This is a genomic window from Micromonospora chaiyaphumensis (assembly GCF_900091435.1).
In the GTDB taxonomy this organism is placed as follows: domain Bacteria; phylum Actinomycetota; class Actinomycetes; order Mycobacteriales; family Micromonosporaceae; genus Micromonospora; species Micromonospora chaiyaphumensis.
Genome location: NZ_FMCS01000015.1, coordinates 27,284 through 41,826 on the forward strand (window position 1 = coordinate 27,284; position 14,543 = coordinate 41,826).

12 protein-coding genes are annotated in these 14,543 nt (G+C 71.1%); 5 read left to right on the forward strand and 7 right to left on the reverse strand.

The genetic code is table 11. The features are described 5' to 3' along the window. Positions 1 to 287: 287 nt before the first annotated feature. The 5 genes from GA0070214_RS29515 to GA0070214_RS29535 are packed head-to-tail and all read right to left on the reverse strand — an operon-like array spanning position 288 to position 6,898. Positions 288 to 2,816, reverse strand: a complete 2,529-nt coding sequence (locus GA0070214_RS29515) for a helicase HerA domain-containing protein (protein WP_139141944.1) — start codon at positions 2,814 to 2,816, stop codon at positions 288 to 290. A 26-nt stretch (positions 2,817 to 2,842) separates the two neighbouring features. After that, entirely contained in the window at positions 2,843 to 4,630 is a 1,788-nt protein-coding gene (locus GA0070214_RS29520; protein ID WP_091269804.1) for a VirB4 family type IV secretion system protein, read from the reverse strand. After that, on the reverse strand, positions 4,627 to 5,598 hold the full coding sequence (locus tag GA0070214_RS29525; RefSeq protein WP_091269805.1) for a PrgI family protein: 972 nt from the start codon (positions 5,596 to 5,598) through the stop codon (positions 4,627 to 4,629). The genes GA0070214_RS29520 and GA0070214_RS29525 overlap by 4 nt, the downstream gene beginning before the upstream one ends. After that, positions 5,595 to 6,521 (reverse strand): TrbL/VirB6 family protein, encoded by a 927-nt coding sequence (locus GA0070214_RS29530; protein WP_091269806.1) that lies wholly within the window; start codon positions 6,519 to 6,521, stop codon positions 5,595 to 5,597. Before GA0070214_RS29530 ends, GA0070214_RS29525 begins: the two co-directional genes overlap by 4 nt. Positions 6,522 to 6,523: 2 nt before the next feature. Further along, entirely contained in the window at positions 6,524 to 6,898 is a 375-nt protein-coding gene (locus GA0070214_RS29535; RefSeq protein ID WP_091269807.1) for a pilin, read from the reverse strand. Between the two features lie 1,072 nt (positions 6,899 to 7,970). Between GA0070214_RS29535 and GA0070214_RS29540 the strand changes: the two genes are divergently transcribed. Beyond that, entirely contained in the window at positions 7,971 to 8,804 is an 834-nt protein-coding gene (locus GA0070214_RS29540; protein WP_091269808.1) for a hypothetical protein, read from the forward strand. A 251-nt stretch (positions 8,805 to 9,055) separates the two neighbouring features. Here the strand turns inward: GA0070214_RS29540 and GA0070214_RS32165 are convergent, their stop codons facing one another. After that, positions 9,056 to 9,661 (reverse strand): SHOCT domain-containing protein, encoded by a 606-nt coding sequence (locus GA0070214_RS32165; protein WP_208602954.1) that lies wholly within the window; start codon positions 9,659 to 9,661, stop codon positions 9,056 to 9,058. Positions 9,662 to 10,186: 525 nt separating this feature from the next. On the opposite strand from GA0070214_RS32165, the gene GA0070214_RS29550 reads away from it, so the two are divergent. From GA0070214_RS29550 to GA0070214_RS29565, 4 genes are all read left to right on the forward strand, one after another. Beyond that, positions 10,187 to 11,071, forward strand: a complete 885-nt coding sequence (locus GA0070214_RS29550; RefSeq protein WP_091269809.1) for a hypothetical protein — start codon at positions 10,187 to 10,189, stop codon at positions 11,069 to 11,071. Continuing rightward, on the forward strand, positions 11,064 to 12,056 hold the full coding sequence (locus tag GA0070214_RS29555) for a DNA methyltransferase (RefSeq protein ID WP_091269810.1): 993 nt from the start codon (positions 11,064 to 11,066) through the stop codon (positions 12,054 to 12,056). Before GA0070214_RS29550 ends, GA0070214_RS29555 begins: the two co-directional genes overlap by 8 nt. Before the next feature lie 47 nt (positions 12,057 to 12,103). After that, positions 12,104 to 12,397: a DNA cytosine methyltransferase gene (locus GA0070214_RS29560; protein WP_244167904.1), complete on the forward strand. Its 294-nt coding sequence runs from the start codon at positions 12,104 to 12,106 to the stop codon at positions 12,395 to 12,397. Positions 12,398 to 12,640: 243 nt separating this feature from the next. Further along, the gene (locus tag GA0070214_RS29565) at positions 12,641 to 13,705 is read left to right on the forward strand and encodes an IS110 family RNA-guided transposase (RefSeq protein ID WP_091269811.1); all 1,065 of its coding nucleotides are present in this window, start codon (positions 12,641 to 12,643) and stop codon (positions 13,703 to 13,705) included. Here the strand turns inward: GA0070214_RS29565 and GA0070214_RS31620 are convergent. Beyond that, positions 13,670 to 14,494: a dienelactone hydrolase family protein gene (locus GA0070214_RS31620; RefSeq protein ID WP_167364358.1), complete on the reverse strand. Its 825-nt coding sequence runs from the start codon at positions 14,492 to 14,494 to the stop codon at positions 13,670 to 13,672. The two genes, GA0070214_RS29565 and GA0070214_RS31620, sit on opposite strands and share 36 nt — an antisense overlap. Positions 14,495 to 14,543: the final 49 nt, after the last annotated feature.

Sequence of the window (14,543 nt, forward strand, 5' to 3'; positions counted from 1 at the left end):
GGCCGGGTACTCGCTGCAGACCAGCGGTTGCGGACGGCGGGGAGCCTGCCAGTAGAACCAAAGCCACTCAAGCAGCGCCGTCACGCTGGCGCGCCAGCTAGTTTCGGCCTCCCACCGGCGGTGGCATCGAGCAACGCGGCCAGGCAGCGTAGGTCGGCGTCCCGGTCCAGAGTCCGAGCTCGGCATCGGGCCGCCTTCATGGTGGGGCCACTTCAAGCCGTCGGGGTAAAGCCGGCTGAGACCGTCAGAACCAGCCATCTCCCCGGCAGGGCTACCAGGGGACGTCGTCAGGAGCTGAGGGTCTTGCGGCTGCCCCGCTTGGTGGTGTCGCCGTTTCTGCCGCTGGTGCTGGCCGTGCTGGTGCTGGCATGCGGCTGCTCGGGGCGGGAGTACCGGTCGACGAGGGTGTCGATGGCGCTGGCGTCTTGAGGTGTGGTCGCTGCGGCGGCGACGTGCCGGATCGCGGTGGCCTCCCCGATGACCGGCTTGGGTGCGCGGGTTTTCATGGTGAACGCTGGTGTCTGGCGTCCGTTGGCGATGAGGCGGGTGGCGGCGGTATAGGCGTCGAGGTGGGTCAGGTCGTGCTCGTCGAGTTCCGGCAGGGTATGCCGAGCCAGGACGCGGGCGTCCTCCGGCGCGCACGAGAAGTAGATCTTGTTGCGGGCGTTCGCCGAGGCGGCGGCGAGGAGATCCTTCGGGAACTGGGCGAGGTCCTGGTGGGACAGGACGAGGGAGAGCCGGTATTTGCGGGCTTCGGCGAGCATCGTGTCGAGGCTGTTGGCGAGGGTGAGGAAGTTCTGGGCCTCGTCGATGATCAGGGTGGCGTCCCGGCGTTTGTCGGGGGCGATGCGCGCGCGGGCGGTGGCGGCCTGCCACACCTGCGCCAGGACCAGGGAGCCGAGGAGCTTGCTGGTGTCCTCACCCAACTGGCCCTTGGGGATGCGCACGAGTAGCGCACCGCCGTCGAGGACCTTGCCCATGTCGAAGCTCGAGCGCGGGTAGCGCATGGTGCGTTTGACGAAGTCGCGCAGGAGGAACGCGCGGAGGCGGGCGAGGACGGGGCCGATGACCTGCGAGCGCAGAGCGGGGTTGAGCTCGTCGTACCACTGCCAGAACCCGGACAGGCCGGCCGGGTCGTCCAGGTCGACGGTCATCGCCGACCGGAACTGGGCGCTGTTGAGCAGGGGTGGGATGTGTTGCAGGGTGACGTTGGCGTGCCGCAGCAGCGTGAGGCAGGCGACGCGCATGACGTCGTCCATCCGGGGGCCCCACGCTTTGGCGAAGATGTTCCCGAAGATCGACACGAGGTTGTCCACGACCAGGTCGGGGTCGTCCCCAGCGAGTGGGTTGATGGTCGGCGGATTCGGCTGGTCCGGGTCGAAGATGACGAGGCGGTCGGCGACGGAGGCGGGGAGCCGGTCGAGGATGTCGAGGACCATGTCGCCGTGCGGGTCGATGACGACGGTGCCGCGGCCGGCGGTGATGTCGTCGACGGCCATGTTGACCAGCAGTGTCGTCTTCCCGCTGCCGGTGGATCCGATCACGTGCAGGTGATATCTCGCATCCGGCACGGCCAGGGCCACGCCGTGGCCGCCGACCTCGGCGGTGCCGAGGATCTTGGTGCCGCGTCCGCCGGTCGGGACGGCGACCGGTGCGGGCATGGACTTTGCCCGCGCGCGGTCCAGGCCAGGGACGGCCAGATCTTGGGGCAGCGCGGCGAGCGCGGCCAGTTCGGGCGTGGAGGTGAGGAATCCGGCGCCGAGGCGCCGCCGCGTAAGGACCGCGGCGGGGGCGGGCATGCGGGCTCGGTGGGTGAGTCGGTTGCGGCCGGAGTACACGGCGAAGGAGGAGGCGATGGTGTCGGCGATGCCCCGCAACCGTGGCCGCTGGTCGGTGCCGGCGCGTCGGCTGTTCTTGCCGACGGCGTATCGGATGGCGGTCTCCCACAGAGGGTGGGAAGCCTTGTCGAGGATGGCGCGCACGTCGCGTTCCACTCCGGGGTCGCGGCGGCCCGTCGGCCCCGGACGGCGGGCGCTGGAGGTGTGGCAGGGTAGGAATGCCTCGACGAGCCACAGCAGCGGCGTGGCCGGGTTGATGGCGGGTACGGCGGTCTTGCCGTCGCGCAACCTGCCGGCGGTGCGGCGGGCGCGCAGGGCGCGGCGGGGTGCGGCGGGGCGGGCGAGGATCTGCACGCAGGCGTGCTCGTCGGCCCGTAGCTGGGAGCCGGCGGAGATCAGCGCGCGCAGCGGGTCGTTGTCGTGGTCGATGCGCAGGGGCAGCCATTCGGCGGCGGTGGGCAGCAGATGTCCGCCCACCACCGTTGGCACGTCGAGCGGGATGGGCGGGGTGGGGGTGTCGTCGGTGGTGCAGGCGGCGCCGGGCCAGGCGGCGCGGACGGCGGCCTCGACCGCGCCGGGCGGGACGGTGCCAGGTACCCAGATGGAGATGAGCAGGCGTCGTCCCGTCCACGTGTACTGCCAGGCGATGTGAGGGCTGCCGTAGAGCCAGCGGCGGCGCCGGGACGGGGTGAGGGTGCCGGCGAGGTTGGCCCACAGCGCGGACGCGCAGTGCGGGTCGACCTCGGGTGGTGGGGCGATCGTTACGAGCCGTGCGCGCTCACTGTGCCGGCGGTGCCGCCACGCTGCGAGGAGATTGCGGCCGGCGACGTGCGCCACGAGCAAGCCGGCGGCGACGGCGAGCAGCCACGGCCGCTGCCCCAGCCACGCGGTGGCCTCGAGCAGCCAGTGGGGGGTGCCGGTGGGCGGCACGACGACGTCAGCGCCTGGACCGGTCGGCTGGGGGGTGAAGGTCAGGATCGCCGCGAGGTATGCGGCGGGTGGGGTCACAGGTCGTCTCCCTCGTCGAGGTCGGCCAGTTCGCTCGGACGTGTCGTGCACAGCTGGTGCTCCGCCTGCGAGGCGATGGCTTCGAAGCTGGTCCGGTTGGTGCCGGAGATCAGCAGGCCGGTGCCGACCCGGGCGGCGAGGAGTAGCCGCCGTTCGCCGGCGGTGAGCCCGAACGCCTCGCCGATGGCGTCGATGGCTTGCGGGGCCTGCTTGAGCAGGATTTGGGTGGCGGCGTTGGCGACGACGGCTTGGCCGAGGTCGGTGCCGAGCAGGTCGGCGACGTCCTGGGTGATGACGGTCAGGCCGGCGTGGCGTTTGCGGGCTGCCTTGGACATGCGGAACAGGAACCGGGCGCCTTCACCGTCGCGCAGGAGCAGCCAGGCCTCGTCCACGACGACGAGCCGTCGTGCGGCCAGAGCGCCGGGGGCGTCGACCTGCCGCCAGATCGCGTCGAGGGCGAGGAGGGTGCTGACGGTGCGCAGTTCGTCGGGCAGGTGCCGCAGCGACCATACGACGAGGTGCCCGTCGGGGCGGGTGGTGGTGGGCCCGTCGAACAGGTGCGAGAAGGAACCCTCAACCCAGGGGGTGAGGCGGGCGGCGAGCTGGCTGGCGGCGGGGTCGGTGTCGGCGTGCAGGCAGTCGGCGAGGTCACGAAGCAGTGGGGCGGGCCGGTGGTGGGTGGCCGGGTCCGGGGTGATGCCCGCGGCCCGGTAGACGGCCAGGATCGCCCGGTCCAGGGCAGCCCGTTCCGCCGGTGGCGGCTGCTGGCCGAGCAGCACGGTGATGAGGGTGTGCAGGAACAGGCCGCGGCGGGTGAGCACGTCAGGGCGGGAGTCACCTCCCGGCAGGTCGAGAGGGTTGACCTTCACGCCGGCGACGCCGAGGCGGACCACGGCTCCACTGACCGCGTCGGCCAACCGTAGGTACTCGTCCTCGGGGTCGATGACGGCGACCTGCACCTGCTGGTAGAGGTTGCGCAGGATCTCCAGCTTCACGAAGTACGACTTGCCGGCGCCCGATCGGGCGAGAACGACACTGTTGTGGTTCTCCTGTGCCCAGCGGTCCCACCACACGATCCCGCTGGAGTCGGGGTTGACGCCGTAGAGCACCCCGCCGTCGGCGGGCGGGTCGCCGGGCAGCGGCGCGGGCAGGTCTGCGCTGGCGAGGGGGAACGCGGCGGCGAGAGCGGCGGTGTCCATGGTGCGGCGCATCTGCAGGCTGTCGGTGGCAAGCGGCAGGGTGGTGGTCCATCCGGCCAGGTGCCGCCACGTGGCGGGCTGCACCTCGATCAACGTGGACGCGGCGGCTGCCTTCACCTGCGCGCACGCCTCGCGGAGCTCGTCCTCGGTGCGGGCGTGCACGGTCAGGTAGAGGCCGACGCGGAACAGCTTCGCCGCACCGCGCGCCAACCGCTGGGCGAGGTCCGCGGCGTCGTCGGCCGCCGCTTCCACGGACGGGTCGGGCAGCTTGCCCCGCTCCGCGTCCGCCCGCCGGGACGATTCGAAGCAGGCCCGCTGGTTACGCAGCCGGGCGGCGGCGACCGGGCCGGGCAGCGGGTCGATGTGCAACGCGAGGTCGAGCCGGCCCGGCCACGACAACAGAGGTTCGAGCCAGGCCGGGCCAACCTCTGCCGGGTAGCCGGTCACCACGAGGGTGGCGGCATAGCCGTCCCCGATGCGCAGGAACCGCGGGGTGACCTCGACGGCGGCGGGGGCGACGGCGGCCGCCAATCCGTCCGGCTGGCAGCCACCGTCGGCAGGCTGGGATCTGTGGCGCAGCTTCATGTCGGTCGGCTCCTTCCGTGCCGCTGACGCTGATGGGGTGGGGTTGAGGTGATGACGGTGTCCGGGGCCGCGAGGCCGCCGGGCCGTGGCGGCCGGTAAGGGTCGGCGGCCGCGGCGAGCGCCGCGGTGACCGCCGGCCCGTCGAGGGCGCGGGTGGTGACGCCGAGACCGGACAGGGCGCGGACCGTGTCATCGGCGCGCCGTCGCGCCGTGTGCTCGCCACGCTCACCGGCGCTCGTGCCGGTGACGACGAGGACCTGCCGGCGCAGCGGATCCTTGCGCGCTGCGAGGTCGTCGAGGAAGCGGGCGTGGTCGCCGGCCGCTTCGGTCAGCGCCGGGTGCGGCAGCTGCACGGCCGCGTGGGCGAGGCTGCGGGCGGCCGAATGCAGGTCCACCGGCTGCGCCGACACCACGATCTGCGTGGGGGCCGACAAGCTGTTGAGCCAGCGGCCGAAAGTGTCGACCAAGGCCGCCTGCTCATCGCCGGTGCGCAGCGCGAGGTTGACGTTCGTCGTGGCGACCATCGCCGCTCGCGCGGCGCCGAGTCGGATTTCCCCTCCGTCGTCGATGGCGTCGGCGGGCAGCTTCAGCGGCGCCGGCAGCATCACCCTCGTCGTCGGCGCCTGAACCCAGTCCGGTGTCTTCGACGTCGTGTCAGTTGTCGACAGCGCGCGCGGAGCCCGCGCGTGACAGACGGCGGCGAGCAGCCACCCGTCCAATGGCAGGCCGTCACGCCGGCCGACAGCGACACCGAAAACCAGCCCGCCGCCGACAACGGCGGCGCCGACGAGTACCGGCGCGGGCACGACCTGATGTAGGGCCCGCCAGACGCCGTAGAAGGCGAGGGCGGCGACGGCGAGGATCGCCAGCTGCCGGAACGTGAGCCCGTAGAGCACCTTGTCGGGAGCGTCGACGTCCGCGGGCATCCGCACCCGGCCCGCATCGGCGTGGTCGTCGTGGCGGCTCATCGGCCGACCGCCTTCAGCCCGCGGCCGAGGCCGAGGCCGGGAACGGAGCGGGTGGCCTGCTGCACGACGATGACCCGCACGGCGGCGCCGAGCATGTTGACGCCGCGGCCGCTGTTGCCCGTGGCCACGTAGCGGCGCATCAGGGACGGCACGCGCAGCGTCGTCCAGAGCATGGCCATGACCACGAACAGGTTGATCGCGCCGCCCGGATCCACCGGCAGCCCGAGCACGGGCAGCAGGTGCTCGGGGTCGGTGAGCATCCAGTGCCCGGCGTAGAGGGTGAAGCCCTGCACCACGGGGACGGCGAGGACGCCGGTGTAGGACCGCCACCACATGCGGGCGACCGGTTCGGTCTGCGGCATCGCGTGACACGCCAGGGCCAGCGGCGCGAAGGCGGTCAGGACGATGATGACGGCGAAGCGGACGATCACGCTGAACGCGGTGCCCGCGAGCAGGACGGCGATGATCGCCACGCAGATCACGAACAGCAGCACCGCCGTGGTGTCCCGTCCGGCGAGGATGTGCGTCTTGATGGCGCGCAGCGCGCCGTCGCTGTCGCCCTCGGGGGTGGTGAGCGCGCCGGTCAGGGCGTTGGCCAGGTCGATGAGCATGCCGCACCACAGCTGCGAGAAATGCGCGGCGACGAACCCCACGATCAGCCTCGGAGTGAGGTCCTTGGCGGTGTAGCGGGTGGTTTCACTGCCGCCGGCGGTCATGGTGAGCACCCCGGCGGCCACGAAGGCGAGGACGAAGACGGTGTCGACGACGAGCACCGACCGGCCCGTCAGGGCCTGCACCTGCGGCAGGGCGGTGACCTTCGGGGTGATCAGCAGCGCGCTGCTGATCACCCCGAACAGCGCGTCCAGGCTGGCGAGGATCGCCGCCGCCAGCCAGTCCAGGATCTGGTCGAGTAGCCAGCCCATGGTCAGCCCCCGACGATTCCTTGGACGACCTGCAGCAGGACCGGGGCGAGGACGGCCAGGCCGTAGCCGACGAGGGCGTTTTTCAGTGCGCCCTTGGCCCGCTCGACCTGCGCCGGGTCGCCGCCGGCGGTGGCCCAGTAGACGCCGGCCAGGACGAGGAACAGAGTGGCCAGCGCGGCGAGGATGCCGATCAGCCAGGCCCGCAGATTGGCGATGACAACCGGCAGCGAGTTCACCGCCACGATCGCCGGCGCACCCGGATCGGCGTGCGCGGCGGTGGGCGCCGACAACAACACCATCACCAACCCGGTGAAGGCGAGACGGCGGGCGGTACGGGAGCGGGTGAGGGCACGAAGACGTGCCGAAATGCGGGACATGACTCTTTCACCTCCGGCCCCGCCGACGTCCGGGGACGCGGCGGGGTGCTAGCGGATGGTCACGGGAGACCACCGCCGGGCCTGCGGACGGCACGCGCGGCGAACCAGACCGTCCCCGGGAGGAGCCCTTCCTCCCTTGTCGGGTAGCGGGTGTTCGATGAGGTGTCAGCGCACCAAGCACTGCGCGGCACCCGAGGCGGCCGGCACGGCGGGCGGCCCGACTAGGTGCGGACCCGGCGGCGGGCGGGATCCTCGCCACGGCGTGGGCGACGAGGAGTCCTGCACCCCCAAACCGCCGGTTGTGTGCTGTGGCGAACGCCCCCGGTTCTCTCCGCCACTCACAGCGGCACACAGCAACTTCATCTCGCGCCGATTGGACTCCGCCTCGGTGTAATGGCGGATGTCGGCCGGGGACCACCGATGTGCGACACCTGGTCGAGTCGTGGTGATGTCAGGCACGGCTGTCAGACACGACGCACCACTGAAGGCCGCCGAAGTTAGCTATAGACGCCGGTGACACGGCGCGGACGACACCTCCTGTGACCATCGCCGCCGGTGTCACCGATGCTTTGTCATCCTGCCGCTGACATGACCTCAGGTCTCGGTGTCAGACCGGCCTTGTGAGGTCCTGGTGGCACTGACGTCGACGCCGCGTCGCGCCAGACCCGGCACCGGTGACAGCGTCGCGGTCGCCCGACGACACAGGTGCCCGGATGTGAGTCGTTGTGAGCGACCGTAGGCGGCGGTGAGTGTCACCTCCGCCGGTGGCAAGCCCGTCGCGATCCATCCGGTTGTCGACGGCATTGCCCTCGGCGGCCGGTGGCATCAGCGCCTGGCCTGTGTCACAGCCCAGCTCAAGGGCACTGACAAATCTAAACGCAACGACATGGCTCGATGTCACGGGTTGCCTGCCTGTGGCGGTGTCACGAGTGCCGGCGCCGCCCCGGAGGGCCGTGGCCTGCGCTGTGAGCGGGTTGTGTGACGGCCGTGGCCCAATCGGTGCCGCCGCGCCGCCGTGACATCGCGGCCTTGCCGAATCGGCGGTCATTTTCGACACAGGGGGAGTTGTGACATGAGCGTGCCCGCCGCCACCGACTGGCCAGCCTCGCCTCTCGCAGCCGCAGACGCCGCCTTCACCGCGCTGACCGGCGAGCCAGCACCCTTGACGCTCGACCTAGACACCTGCGGCGTGCCCGACGCATCCGGGTCGGGCGTCATGACACTGCCGGCGCTGCGCGACTGGCTCCTGCGGCACCCTCACGCATATGCGCTACGCGACGGCGTGTGGCGGGAGCTGATCCGCCGTGCCCGCTTGGACGGGCCGGCGTGGGTGATCGCCGCGGTCGGGATGGCCATGCCTGCCCTGCGCCGCTACGCCGGGCAGTTGTGCGCCGGCTACGACGGCGACCCCGACGACATCGACGCCGAGATCCTCACCGGATTCCTTACTGCCCTGCGCGACCGCGTCGACCTGACCGGGGACGCCCCGTACGCGGCGCTGTGCCGGGCGGCGTGGCGCGCCGGGCACCGGCTGCGCCTGCAGGCCGGCGAGTACACCTCGATCGCCGACGTCGACCACCTGCCCGGCCCCCGCACCCCCAAGGTGCCCTACGGACACCCCGACGTGCTTGTGCGCCGCGCCGTCGGCCTAGGCATCCTCGACCCGGACGACGAACAGCCCTACATCGACGTGCGGCTCGGGCGGCGGGCGATCGAGCCGATCGCCGCCGGACTCGGCATCACCGTCGACGCCCTACGCATGCGTCTGGGTCGCATCGACACCCGCATCGCCGACGCACTGCACAGGGGTCTGCTCACCGGCATCGCCTCCCCGCACGCCGCCGCCACCCTCGCGGCCCAAGCCGAACACCGAGCAGCCACTCGCGCCGGCCGTGTCACCACTTAGCGCCAGCGGCCGGGGTGGGGGTGGGGCGCACAGTGGCGGGGGCGGCGAACAGCCGGCCGGGGGGCGTGTCGGCATACCGGGGCGGCGGTCAGCGACCGGCCGGGCGGGTCATGCGTGGGACACGCCCGCCCGGCGGCGGAGCCGACGCCCGGCGCAGCCGGGGAGGGCCGTTAGTACTGCTAGGGCGGATTTCCATCTTGAGCGGTCCGTCCGCGTTCGGCGATCGGAGCGAAGACTGGCTTCCTCGAGTGTCAGAGGCGTCCGAGCAGCTCAGCCTTCTTCGCCGCGAACTCCTCATCCGTGAGGATGCCAGCGTCGTGGAGCGAGGCGAGCTTTTCAATCTGCCCAACGACATCCGGCTGAGCTGCGGCCACGGCCGGGGTCCCCGGCGTGCCTCGCTGGATCACCGAGGAGGCGAGGTCCAAGATCTTGTCGGTCACGCCGGGCTGCGCCTGAAGCTCCGAAGACTTGGCCTGCGCGGAGGCTTCGGTGACGACCTGTCGGCCCTGGAGCAATACGGAGAAGACCGTGAACAGCTTCTCCGGCAACTCGAGGACGGACTGATCGCCGTCGGCCCAGTTCACGCGGACTACCCGCGGGGGTTTCATGGCAGCCCCGAGGCTGGCGCCGACAGCCTTGCCGATCCTCCCCGGCAGAGCAGCCGTCGCGGCAGCCCGGCCCATGGCGCTGACGACACCTTCGTTGCCCGGAAGTTCCTCCCATTCGAGCACGGTCTCGGCGTTGAGCTTGTACCGCTTCAAGGGGTTGTACGGGTGCGGGATGACGAGTCCGCCCTGGCCTGAGTCAACGCTGGCGCCCGTCAGGCGGCCACCTACCACGCGTCCCTGGTTCGTCACGTGCGAACCGTAGATCAACGCTTTGGCCCACGCAATCGTCGTGCGGATGAAATCGATCGTGCCTACCCTGCGGCATGCCCGCTGGTCAGCGATAGGTAGGCCGGCTACGTGGGCGTCTACCTAGTCGCACGGTTGCCGGGTGGTTGTGTCAGGCGGCGGCGGACAAACTCGCCGTCCGCTACCACGCCACCGTGCACGTCGCCACGATCAACGAATGGCTCCGACCCGGCTTATGAAACAGGGCCTAGGTGAGGGTGCCGCCGCATGTCCCCACCACACAGCAGCCGAACGCCACACGCCCCGCCCAGCCGGGTTGAGCGGGCGCACGGAACTGGAGCAAACGGCGGGCGCTCGCGACGCCCTCACCAGTCCAGTACCGCCGCTGACCCCCGATGTGAGCGCGACGAACACCTGACCGTGAGCGCTTGCGAGCCGCTGTGAGAACCGGGGGCGTTCGTCAGAGCACACAACCGTCGGTTTGGGGGTGTCAGCGCACTACCCGCGCGGCGCGGAGCCGACATCCAGATGAGCGAGCACACGCCGCAGCACCACCACGACCCCGCCCACCCCGTCGACCCGCATGTCGACCCGACCATCATCGACCTGGTGGCCGGTGACCCGCCGGTCCCGATCACCGTTTGGCGCACCGCCCGCACCGACGCCGACACCGGCCGCCCGATCGGCGCCCGGCTGGCCTACCGGCTCGTGGCCGCCTACAGCCGCCCCGGCGACGCGGTCATCGACCTCACCACGGACCACGCCCTCACCATCGCCTGCACCACGGGCGGGCGCCGACACCACCCCGGCTGGTTCACCGACGCGTCCAGCCTGATCATCGGCCCGCCGACCCGCCCCGACCCGGCCGCCCAGCCCGACAACGGCGACCTGCCGGACACGGGCGCCTGGTTCGGTGACGACCTCACCGACACCGACCTGCCGCCGTCCAGCAACCCGGCTATCCCTGTACCCGACGGCGCGTCCCTGGCGGAGGCGACCAGCCTGGTCGTGGCCTGCTGGCCCCTCGACACCGCCGACGCGACCAACCGCATCCGACTGGCGTGGCTGTTGACCGCGTGCGCGCGGCTGCTGCGCCCCGGCGGCTGCCTGATCCTCGTCGTCACCGCCCCCGCCAGCGCGGCCGCCCCGGAGGACTTCACCCCCGTCGTTCATGCGGCCGCCGCCGTCGGGCTGGGCTACCTGCAGCACATCGTCGCCGTCACCGCCGACACGTGCGGCGACGCGTTCGTCTACCACGTCACCGACGAGGAACTCCTGGCCCTCGCCACGCAGGCCGAGCAGCCGTGGACGGTGGCGCACCTGCAGGTGCACGCGGACCTGCTGGTGTTCAACCACCACCAGGCGCCCACCTCTCAGCCGAACCCCCGCTCGGAAGGCGGTCGCCGTGGCTGAGCACCTGCTCTTCCCCGCCGACCCGAACCAGCCGGCAAGCTCAGCCGAGGACACCCACCATGGTCAGCACCTCCTCTACGAGGGCCGCCACCGCGACACCGGCGGACGTCACCGCGCGCCGGGCGGACCGGAGGGCCTGTCGGTGTGGACGACCGCCCAGCGGACCGGGCCGGTGCAGCGCCGCGGCCGCTACGTCGCCGAGTCCGTCAAACACCCCGCCCGGATGCTGCCCGCGATCGCCGCCCACGCCATCGCCGCCTACACCCAACCCGGCGACCTCGTCCTCGACCCCATGTGCGGGATCGGCACCACCCTGGTCGAAGCGATCCACGCGGGCCGCGACGCGATCGGGGTGGAGTACGAGCCGCGATGGTCGAACATCGCCGACGCCAACATCACCCACGCACAGCAACAGGGCGCCGGCGGCCGGGCCTCCGTGGTCCGCGGCGACGCCACCCGCCTGCGATCGCTGCTGCCCGCCGCCCTCACGGGGCAGGTCGCCCTGGTCGTCACCTCACCGCCGTACGGGCCCACCGTTCACGGCCTCGTCCGACCCGGCGCCGACGGGGTGGCGAAATTCGACAACGCCTACAACGACGGCACCGACAAGGGAAACCTCGCCTACCGGGACCTCACCGGTCTCACTGATGGGTTCGAGCAGATCCTGTCCGGGTGCGCGGTGCTGCTGCGCCCCGGCGGCACCGTGGTGGTCACCGCCCGTCCGTGGCGCAAGAACGGCCAGCTGGTCGACCTGCCCAGCGCGGTCATCGCCGCTGGTGTCCGGGCGGGCCTCATCCCGACCGAGCGGTGCGTCGCGCTCCTCGCCGCGGTCCGCGACGGGCGGCTCGTCGCCCGGCCGTCGTTCTTCCAACTTCAAGCCGTGCGCAAGGCCCGCACCGGCGGCACGCCGCTGCACCTGATCACCCACGAGGACGTGTTGATCTTCCGGCGGCCGGAACTACCCGCGGCGGTCGCCGATGACTGACGACCACCGCTGGGCGCCAACGTCCGCAACGGTGTGCGGGAGGTGGCGTGAGTGACCGCGTTTCCGGGCCGCGGATCGGGTCGCTGTGCACCGGCTACGGCGGCCTCGACCTGGCCGTCGAGCTGGTGCTCGGCGGCCAGCTCCTCTGGTACGCCGAAACTGACCGACACGCCCGCACCGTCTGCGCCCACCACTGGCCGCACGTGCCCAACCTCGGCGACATCCGCACCATCGACTGGACCCGCGTCCCACCCGTCGACGTTCTCACCGCCGGCTTCCCCTGCCTCAATGACACGCTGGGTGGGCCGTCTTCGGGCGGCGCCGACGCGGTAGCGGGCTGACTCATTCCCGTGCTGTCGCCCCGTGGGGCGCTGGTCGGTCCGTCGCCGTGGTAAATACGCCACGGTGGCGGACTGACTCGTTTCCGTGCTGTCGCCCTGCGGGCTGACGAGGTCTTGTCATGTCGTCCGCCGCCGTGTCGACCTGCCGGCGTGACTTGATTGGAGCTTGGTCCCGTCCCCGATTGAGGCATGTCCGCCGGTTAGGTTCACCTCTCGCCGTCACGACCTGGGAGTTCAGCAGAAGTGATCGTTCTTGGTGTCGACCCCCACAAAGACCTGCTGGTCGTTGTCGCGGTGGACAGCAACGGCCGTCAGCTCGACGTGACCTCCGCCCCGGCCCGGCCACGCGGGGTGAAGTCCCTGCTGCGGTGGGCTCGGCAGTACGGCGAACGGTTATGGGCCGTCGAGGACGTCCGGCACGTTGCCGGCGGCCTGATGCGGGGTCTGCTCGCCGCCGGCGAGCAGGCGGTGTGGGTGCCGACGCAGCTGACCGCCCGCCACCGGCGGGTCGGTCGAGGCCAGGGCAAGAGCGACCCTATCGACGCTCTCGCCGTCGCCCGCGCCGCGCTGCGGGAGGACCTGCCGCCGGCCCTGCCGGAGGACGAGTCGCGCGTGGTCAAGATGCTGCTCGACCACCGCGAGGACCTCGTGGGTGAGATGGTGCGCATGTGCTCACGGCTGCGGTGGCTGCTGCACGACCTGGACCCGGACTTCGCCGAAACGATTCCGGCACGCAAGCTACACAAGCGCCGCTGGGTGACGCATGTGCGCGACTACCTCGCCGCGCAGACGGGGAGTGTCGGTCTGTCCATCGCTGCGGAACTGCTCGGCCGGGTCGAGGAGCTGGCCCGGCGCGCTGATCAGCTCGAACGCGAACTCCACGAGTTGATGAAGGCCCAGGCGCCGCAGTTGCTCGCGCTGCCCGGGTGCGGGCCACTGTCCGCGGCCAGGATCGTGGCGGAGACCGGAAACGTGCGCCGGTTCCACTCCAGCGCCGCGTTCGCCATGCACACCGGCACCGCACCAATCCCCGCCTCGTCTGGGGCCACACACCGGCATCGGCTCAACCGAGGCGGCAACCGCCGGCTCAACGCCGCCATCCATCGCATCGTGATCACCCAGGCCCGTATCCACGACGGCGCCCGGCGCTACCTGGAGCGCCGCAAGAGCATGGGTAACAGTCGCACTGAGGCAATTCGTGCCCTTAAACGTCACCTCGCCCGCCACGTGTACGGACTGCTCACCACGGCCGCAGCATCAACTCGTCTATCTCTACCGAATTCGGCCCCAGCTGGCGCGACCGGGTAGCTCTTGGCAGTTGTCTGCACGTCCGGGAGTCAGGTGGCGACGGATGAAGTCGCGCCAGAGGACGATAGCCTGCGACTTGGTCTCAGCGTGCCCGCCGGCGTAGCCGATCAGCTGCTTGTCCCGTGAGCCCAGCACGTCGAAGAGGGCCAGTTGCCCGTCCCTCGGGAAAATCTCGTCATGCCATTGGAGGTGGAAGAGGGCCGGGGCAGTAACCAGCCGGGCATCCCTCAGAACGCGCTCTGGTGCCTCCAAGCCCTTGTGCATGGCCGGTCCTTGTTGCAATCCGAATTTGCCAAAGACCACGCAACGAAGTTCGTCGCCCATGGTGGCGGCTAAGGGCAGCCCGAACCGTGTCCCCATGGACAGGCCCAGGTACCCGACGTGGTCGGTGTCCACGGTGCCTTGAATACTGACGGCACGTAGTGCGGCCCGCCACTCGCTCGCCATTCGATCGAGGACGGTTTCGATTCCCTCGGCGACGATGAGGGCCTGGTACTCCGCGGCCTTTAGTGGAGCAGGAACTCGCTCTCCGTGGTGAGGCCCATCAATCGCGAGTGCCGCGAGACCGGCACATGCTGCGAACCAGTGGGCCAGATCCGCTATCCGCCCGCTTCTCTTATGCCCGCTACCCCCGTGCCCCAGCAGGACAAGTGGTGGTGGGGAGTTGGGGCGAGGCGGCAGCCACAGCATGCCCGGAATGGGACCGGCCGCCCCAGTCAGGCGGAACGACCGCTCGATCACCCCGCCGTCCACCACGCGGTGATCGATCCACTCGGCTGTCTCACGCACGAGCCCATCCAACCAGCCCTCGGTCAGGAGCGAAGCCTGGGTCGCACCG